The 7,551-nt window shown below is 71.7% G+C and carries 7 protein-coding genes; 3 read left to right on the top strand and 4 right to left on the bottom strand.

The features are described 5' to 3' along the window. The coding region (locus ABD327_RS14890) for a hypothetical protein (RefSeq protein WP_344450949.1) at positions 1-585 on the bottom strand (585 nt) is incomplete at its 3' end. 280 nt (positions 586-865) lie between these two features. Between ABD327_RS14890 and ABD327_RS14885 the strand changes: the two genes are divergently transcribed. Beyond that, entirely contained in the window at positions 866-2,035 is a 1,170-nt protein-coding gene (locus ABD327_RS14885; RefSeq protein ID WP_344450948.1) for a serine hydrolase domain-containing protein, read from the top strand. A gap of 411 nt (positions 2,036-2,446) precedes the next feature. Next, entirely contained in the window at positions 2,447-3,208 is a 762-nt protein-coding gene (locus ABD327_RS14880) for a glucose 1-dehydrogenase (protein ID WP_344450947.1), read from the top strand. On the opposite strand, the gene ABD327_RS14875 is transcribed toward ABD327_RS14880, so the two are convergent. Beyond that, entirely contained in the window at positions 3,148-3,471 is a 324-nt protein-coding gene (locus ABD327_RS14875; RefSeq protein WP_344450946.1) for an SCO4225 family membrane protein, read from the bottom strand. The genes ABD327_RS14880 and ABD327_RS14875 overlap by 61 nt on opposite strands. Before the next feature lie 73 nt (positions 3,472-3,544). Further along, positions 3,545-5,197, bottom strand: coding sequence for an IS200/IS605 family accessory protein TnpB-related protein (locus tag ABD327_RS14870; RefSeq protein ID WP_344450945.1), 1,653 nt, complete (start codon positions 5,195-5,197; stop codon positions 3,545-3,547). A 286-nt stretch (positions 5,198-5,483) separates the two neighbouring features. Here ABD327_RS14870 and nfi point away from each other — a divergent pair, with 286 nt between their 5' ends. Then, the gene (gene nfi / locus ABD327_RS14865) at positions 5,484-6,212 is read left to right on the top strand and encodes a deoxyribonuclease V (RefSeq protein ID WP_344450944.1); all 729 of its coding nucleotides are present in this window, start codon (positions 5,484-5,486) and stop codon (positions 6,210-6,212) included. Here the strand turns inward: nfi and ABD327_RS14860 are convergent. Further along, the gene (locus ABD327_RS14860) at positions 6,148-7,545 is read right to left on the bottom strand and encodes an amidase (protein ID WP_344450943.1); all 1,398 of its coding nucleotides are present in this window, start codon (positions 7,543-7,545) and stop codon (positions 6,148-6,150) included. The genes nfi and ABD327_RS14860 overlap by 65 nt on opposite strands. Positions 7,546-7,551: the final 6 nt, after the last annotated feature.

Here is a 7,551-nt window from a genome sequence, read left to right as displayed (position 1 = left end):
ACGCCGGTACTGGATCTTCACCATGCTCGTGCCGAAGAAGTCCTTCTTCTTGGCGCTGAGCTGCAGGCTCCGCGCGTTGCAGCGGAAGTTCGCGCGGTGCGGGGTGAGCGCCACCCACTCCCCCCGGCGGTAGGTCTCGACGATGCTGTACTTGGCGAGGAGCTTCTTCTCCGGGCGCAGCTGGCCGAGCAGTCCGTTGGCGTCGCCCTTGGCGCTGCCGGGCCTGGTGGTCAGCACGCCGGAGCGGGCGCCGCGGAACTTCGACTTCAGTGCGAGCTTGCCCCGGTAGCTGGCCCACAGCGAGACGGGCTCGCCGGAGCGGGTGCCCTTGGTGAGGGCCGGCTTGGAGTAGTTGAAGTCGTAGACGGCGCCCTGCGGGGTGACGCGCAGGCGGGTGCCCTTGCCTCCCGTGGTGGTGAGCGCGACGTTCTTGCCCTTCATGACCATCGAGTACTTGGTCAGCGTCCAGTTGCCGATGAGGCAGGAGCCCCGGCCGGGGGCCGCGGCCGCGGATCCCGGGAGCGCGGCGACCGCTCCCGCGGCCAGGACGGCGGCGAGTGTGAAACGGGCTGAGTTCGCGAGCACTGTCGACCTCCTGTGTTGGATGGTCGACCAAATTACAAGGGCGTGATCGGCGCGCGGGCGCAAACTCCATTTCTTTTTAAGATATCTCCTCGATCGGCATCGGAAGCCATACTCATTAATGGCAAGAATTCACGATCTAAGGGGGATTGAAATTCCAATACTCACTATTCGCGCCATTCACCCGCACTCCCCCAAGTCGGCGCCGCCCTCCCGGATCCTCGGGGGAGACCGGGGGCTGCCATGATGTGGTCGACCTTTTCGTGGGGTTCCTGGAGGAATGATGGCGAATGACCAGGTAGTGCGCGGACATTGCGATCCGGCGTTCCGCGGCGTCCGCGAGGTCTTCGAGACCCAGTTCGCCGAAGGGCGCAACCTCGGCGCGAGCGTCGCGGTGTTCGCCGGAGGACGGCCGGTCGTCGACCTGTGGGGCGGGATCGCCGACGCCAGGACCGGCCGCGAGTGGGAGCACGACACCCCCTGCCTCGCCTTCTCCTGCACCAAGGCCGTCACCGCGACCGCCGCGCTGCTGCTGGCCGAGCGCGGCGAGGTGGCCCTGGACCGTCCCGTGACCGACTGGTGGCCGGAGTTCGGCGCGCACGGCAAGGAGGGAGTCACCGGCGAGCAGCTGCTCACCCACCAGGCCGGGCTGCCCGCCTTCGCGCGGAAGGTCAGCGCGGAGGAGGCGGCCGACCCCGCCGCGATGGCGGCCCTGCTGGCCGATCAGGCTCCCGAGTGGACGCCCGGCGACGGGCACGGGTACCACGCGCTCACCTACGGCTGGCTGGCCGGGGAGATCGTGCGGCGCACCGCCGGGACGACCGTCGGGGAGTTCGTCCGGCGCGAGTTCGCCCCGGACCTGTGGATAGGCACCTCCCCGGAGGTCATGGCCAAGGCCGCGAAGCTCTCCGCGACGGGGCGGCCCCCCTCCGGCGCGACCGACCCGCAGCCCGGCAGGAATTCCGGGGCCGACCTGATGACCCGGCTGGCCGAGGCCTACCTCGACCCCGAGTCGCTGCTCAACCGGGCCCTCAACAACCCCGCGGCCTCCTACAACAAGCCGGTCGTCCTTCAGGGCGGGTGGCCCGCGGCGGGGATGGTCGCCACCTCCCGCGACCTCGCCGCCTTCTACGACTCCCTGATCGGCGGGCGGATCCTGCGGAAGGAGACCCTGCGGGAGGGCGTCCGCGAACGCGTGCGCGGCGCCGACAGGGTACTGGTCGTGGACAGCGCCTTCGGTCTCGGCTTCATGCGCCCGGCCATGACGTTCCTGACGCCGAGCGCGGGCAGGGACAGCGCGTTCGGCCACACCGGGGCGGGAGGCGGCATCGGCCTGGGAGATCCGGACAAGGAGCTGGCCGTCGCTTTCATCCCCAACCAGATGGGCGGGGGCATGGCCGGGGACCGGCGCTCCTACGAACTCGTCAAAGCCGCCTACGCCGCCGTGTCCTGACCCTTGTTCCACCAACCAAGCGCACGTTAGTTTGGTCGGCGATGGACACCAGGAGCCCGCGGTTCGAGCTGCGCGGCCGGTCCCCGCTGGACGGCTTCGGAGACCAGCCGGGCGACGGCCGCACAGCCCTCGTGAAGACGACGCCCTTCCCGGGAGGGGCGCCCGCCTTCCGCGACTCCGCGGGATCCGTGCACGGCCCCGCCATCCCTTCCCCCTCCGGTGCCGTCGCGGTGGCCGCCGGATCGGACGGGAAGGCGGACCGCGCCGGTGACGCCTTCCCGTCAGTGGTGAAGACGCGCGTCCGGCGCGGCCGGGTGTCTAACCGGAGGGTGACAGTCGACGCACCCTTCAGCGCATGCGAACCACCCGGCGCCGAGGCGGCGCGGGGCGAACAGTCACTTGGAGCAGCTCATGGGTCAGCTTGACGGGAAGGTCGCCCTCATCACCGGCGGCGCGCGCGGCATGGGCAAGGCCCACGTACGCCGGTTCGTCGCCGAGGGCGCGAAGGTCGTCTTCGGCGACCTGCTGGAGGAGGAGGGCGCGAAGCTGGCCGGCGAGTTCGACGGCGAGGCCCTGTTCATCCGGATGAACGTGACCAGCCCCGAGGACTGGCGGGCCGCCGTCGCGCTGGCCGTCGAGAGCTTCGGCAAGCTGGACGTGCTGGTCAACAACGCCGGCGTCATCCGCGTGAAGAACATCGAGGACATGGAGCTGGCCGAGTTCCAGGCCACCGTCAACGTCAACCTGACCGGCCAGTGGCTCGGCATCAAATCGGTCATCCCGGCCATGAAGGCGGCGGGCGGCGGCTCCATCATCAACGTGAGCTCGACCGAGGGCTTCGTGTCGGGCGCGGGCTTCTCCGCCTACAGCGCGGGCAAGTTCGGCATCCGCGGCGTCACCAAGTCCGCGGCGCGCGAGCTCGGCCCCTACGGCATCCGCGTCAACAGCATCCACCCCGGCGGCATCTTCACCTCGATGTCGCTGGACCCCGAAGTGGTCGAGCGGGGGGCGGAGAACGCCGACGCGTTCATGAAGGCGCTGCCGCTGGGACGGCTGGGCAAGTCCCAGGAGGTGTCCGGTCTGGTGACGTTCCTGGCCAGTGACGACTCGTCCTACTGCTCGGGCAGCGAGGTCCTGGTCGACGGCGGCATGATCACCGGTCCGGGCTTCTGAAGCAGCGGGCTGTCGAACATCCTCCCGGCCAGCCAGACCAGCAGGGCCTGGAACAGGCCCGCCGCCGTCATCGCGAGCAGGAAGACGTCGCGGCTCTCCGGAAGGGGGAGCATCAACGGCACGAGGCCGGTCGGGAGGCTCGCCAGCAGCAGCCAGACGCCGTCCAGGCCGGGGTCCGAGCCGGGCACCGTGTGCAGCCGGTAGGACAGGCAGAGGATCGAGATCGCGTAGAGGAGCGCCGCGGGGGTGGCGAGCTTGATCATGCCCTTGAGGGAACCAGGCCCGCTTCCCCGGCACATCCGTAAAAGTACTCAGATCCGGTGACCGGGTACTCGATTACCGTTCCTCAACAGTGTCCAGGAATGGGTTTTGGACCCATGCCCTGGTACTGCGCGCATCCCGAACGGTGTTGGATGCGCTGGTTCCCCGCGTTCTCTTTCCCTCTGCCGGGCTACGCGCATCGTGTACACGCTCCGTGACGGGGTGGCGGGGTTCCTCACGCCCCAGGTCACGGCGTTCGGCCTGGACGGTCCGATGCCCCGCACCATCACTCCGGTGATGCGGGGGCGGCGCCGTCCGACGCCGGGCACCATGCCCCAGGGCGCGTCTCCCGATCACCAGGCTCGCAGCCTCGTGCCGGGTCGTCTTGCGTTCAGTGGTGCTGGTGGGTTTCTGCCAGTACCTGGCGCCCCACACGCTGGTATAGGCCGGATCCACCGCCACCACAGCGATACCGCATTCGGCGGCCATCGAGACCAGCCGGGCCTTCAGGCGGCTGGTGGGGATACCGGAGATGAGCTGGCGGAAGCGGCGGTTTCGGCCGTGCCTCTCCCGGGTCCTGGAATCGGCGAAGTCCAGATCCTCCACCGCGATCGCCTTCGCCTCGATGCGACGGGCCCAGTGCAGCAGCCGGATCAGGGCATGCCGCAACTGCGCGTCCCGATGCTCTGCGGTGCCCGACAGGTCGTAGTCGAAACGGACCGGCCGACCGACCGGGTTGCCGTGCACGTCCAGCCGCCAGGCCGCCAGGTGGTCGGCGTTGGTGTCCACCCCCACCATCCCGGCCGCCCTCGCCGCCTCCAACGACAGAACCCGCACGGGCGGGCGCTGCCAGGCCGCGTCCACATACCAGCGGCCCCGCTCGGCGTCCAGGTGTAGGCGGTAGGCCGTCGCGCGGTCGGCGGCCACCCGATCGGCCCACTCCTGGCCCCGGTGGGCGAAGGACACCCGGGCGGCCAGCACGTACCGGCCGTGGGGCGCGTTGGCGAGGCCGGTCAGGGGCGCGGGGAGTTTGAGGGAGATCTGCCCGCCGGGGGTGATGCGGATGGTCTCGTTGCCGTACCGCTTGCCGCTCTCGCCGTCGGCGGACAGGAACCAGCGGGCCGCCTCCCACCGCGCCCGCCACTGCTCGCGGGTGAGGTCGGCTTCCTTCAGGTGATGGCGGGTGTTCGCGAGCCTGCGGCCACCGCGCGCCACCCGCACCCTCCCGGCGGCGCGGTCGGCCGCGACCTTCGTGCGGCGTTCCTTCAGCAAGGCCAGGCGGCGGGACTTGGCGAACCACTCGCTCCTGGAGCGGTAGCCGCCCGGGGCTCGTTTGCTGCCCTTCTCGCCCAGGGGCAGGGCCAGACGATGCTCGATCGTGCCGATGGCGGCATCCAGGGTGTTCAGGTGTGCGGCCTGGGAGCGCCGCGACAGCGCCCACTGGTCGTGGGTGGCCTTGGTGATCGCCCCAGCCCACCGCGAGGAGGACTGGCCGGTCAGGTTCCGTTTGCGCTCCGCCCACCGCTGCGCGGTGTGCTGGAGGCCGTCGGCGCAGCGATCAGCCAGGTCCCGGCCCGCCAACGACCCCAGATGCGCACCCACCCGGCACAACACCTCCTCGTCCCGAGGGGTGAGGCCCTTGAGCCGGGTGCGGATCGACACGCCCTGGGGATGGACGACGACGAACGGCGCGGCGATCGACCGCAGCGGCCTACCCGGCTCAGCCATGCCGGACCGCCTCAGGATCCGGGCGGCGATTGCGGATCGTCGGCATGCCGCCCCCTTCCCACCTGCCCGAGGTCACCGGGTGTGACCGGAACACAACCTACTCACGACGCTGCGGGCATGGACGGGAAACCCGCACATCCCTCCCCCGGGCATCCGGAGAGACCACCAGCCGGTACCCGGCCGCACAGGCTACGACGCAAGTTCCATGGGCGAGGCCACAGACGACCAGGGAACCTCATGGACACTTCCGAACACTCAACCGACAACAGCTCATACCCTCGCCTCCATGGACATCGAGGACCTGCACTCCTGGCCCGACTCCGTGGAGGAGGCGGAGGCGCTTCAGGAGCGGCTGCGCGACCGCGTCCGGGAGGAGCCCGGGCCCGCCGTCGTACGCACCGTCGCGGGGCTCGACGTCGCCTACGGCAGCCATTCCGACGAGGCGGTCGCCGCGGCCGTCGTGGTGCTGGACGCCGCGACGCTGCGGGTCGTCGAGTCGGCCGTCGCCGTCGAACGGCCGTCCTTCCCCTACGTCCCCGGCCTCTTCGCCTTCCGGGAACTGCCCGCGCTGCTGTCGGCGCTGCGGAAGCTGCGCGCCACGCCCGACCTGCTCGTCTGCGACGGCCACGGGCGGGCCCACTTCCGGCGGTTCGGGCTCGCCTGCCACCTGGGGCTGCTCACCGGGCTGCCCGCGGTGGGCGTGGGCAAGACGTTCCTGGTCGGCGAGCACGTCGAACCCGGACGGGAGCGGGGCTCGTTCACCGACCTCGTCCACGAGGGCGAGGTCGTCGGACGCACCCTGCGGACGCAGACGGGCGTCAAACCCGTCTACGTCTCGGTGGGCCACCGCGTCGACCTCGACACGGCGACCCGCCACGTCCTGGCGCTCAGCCCGTCCTACCGGCTGCCGGAGACCACCCGGCAGTCCGACCGGCTGTCGCGCGCCGCGCTCAGAGAGCGGGAGTCAGATCCTGCCAGCGCTCCGCCTCCTGCAGCTGCGCCGCGAGGGAGATGAGCCTCGCCTCCTCGCTGTCGTGGCCGAGGAGCTGCGCGCCGATCGGAAGGCCGTCCGCGCTGAACCCGGCCGGGACGCTCACGCCCGGCCAGCCCATGACGTTCCACGGCCAGGCCAGCGGGCACAGCGCGGCGACCCCCGACTGGGTCTTCTGGTAGCCGGCGCCGTCGAACGCGCCGACCTTCGACGGCAGCTGCGCGGTGGTCGGGGTGAGCACCACGTCGGCGTACCGGAAGATGCGGCCGACGCGGCGGCGCAGGTACGGGTCCATGCGCCGGGCCAGGGGCAGCAGCCTCCGCCCGACGGTCCGGCCGATCTTCGCCTCCACCTCGGTGCGCGCCTCGGGCCGGGCGCCGGGCATGGAGTCGAGCCAGTCGGCCACGCCCGCGGGGCCGCGCGCGACCAGGCCGAGGGCGACGGGCCCGTAGTCGGGGTCGGCGGGGAAGACCTTGTGGCCCAGGTCGGTGAGCAGCCGCGCCGTCCGCTCGACGGCCCGGCGGACCTCGGGGTCGATCCTCCCGGTGACGCCGGGGGCCGTCTTGAAGGAGACGGCGACGCGCAGCCTGCCGGGGTCCTTCCGCGCGGCCTCGGCGAAGGGGGTGCGCGGCGGGTCGAGCCGGTGCACGTCCTCGGGGTGGCTGCCGGTGAGGACGTCCAGGAGCAGCGCGGCGTCCTCGACGGTGCGGGCCAGCGGGCCCCACACCGTCAGGCCGTTGAACGGGTCGGTGTGCGGGTGGCCCGAGACCCGTCCCCGCTGCGGCTTGATGCCGACGAGGTTCGTCCAGGCGGCCGGGATGCGGATGGAGCCGGCCCCGTCCGAGCCCACGGCCGCCGCGACCATGCCCGCCGCGACCGCCGCGGACGAGCCGCCGGACGAGCCGCCGGGGGTGAAGCCGAGCTTCCAGGGGTTGCGTGCCGCCCCGTAGCCGGGCGACTCGCTGAAGGGCCACAGCCCGATCTCGCACGTCCGCGTCTTGCCGACGATGATCGCCCCGGCGGCCCGCAGCTTGCGCACCTGCTCGCCGTCGCGGGTGGCCGGGAGGTGGTCGCCGATCACCGCGAACGGCGTCGTCTCGCCGGTCAGGTCGGTGTCGTCCTTGATGGCGACGGGGACCCCCAGCAGCGGCAGCCGCTCCCCCGCGGCGAGCCTCCGGTCGGCCTCGGCGGCCTCGGCGCGGGCGGCCTCGTGGCGCACGACCCGGAAGGCGCCGACCCTGCCGTCGACCTCGTCGATCCGGGCGAGGGACGCCTCCACCAGCTCCTTCGCGCTCACCTGCCCCGACGCCGCCAGCTCCGCCTGCTCCGCAAGCCCCTTGTACGCGAGTCCGCTCACCGTGTC

Origin of the sequence: Actinocorallia aurantiaca (genome assembly GCF_039533685.1) — a bacterium.
GTDB classification, from domain to species: domain Bacteria; phylum Actinomycetota; class Actinomycetes; order Streptosporangiales; family Streptosporangiaceae; genus Actinocorallia; species Actinocorallia aurantiaca.
This window is presented reverse-complemented; position numbering and strand designations above follow the sequence as displayed.

Excerpts from the sequence above, each read along its gene's own strand:
- ABD327_RS14885 (WP_344450948.1), top strand. The coding sequence starts at position 866 with ATGGCGAATGACCAGGTAGTGCGCGGACATTGCGATCCGGCGTTCCGC.
- ABD327_RS14880 (WP_344450947.1), top strand. The coding sequence starts at position 2,447 with ATGGGTCAGCTTGACGGGAAGGTCGCCCTCATCACCGGCGGCGCGCGC.
- ABD327_RS14875 (WP_344450946.1), bottom strand. The coding sequence starts at position 3,471 with ATGATCAAGCTCGCCACCCCCGCGGCGCTCCTCTACGCGATCTCGATC.
- ABD327_RS14870 (WP_344450945.1), bottom strand. The coding sequence starts at position 5,197 with ATGGCTGAGCCGGGTAGGCCGCTGCGGTCGATCGCCGCGCCGTTCGTC.
- nfi (WP_344450944.1), top strand. The coding sequence starts at position 5,484 with ATGGACATCGAGGACCTGCACTCCTGGCCCGACTCCGTGGAGGAGGCG.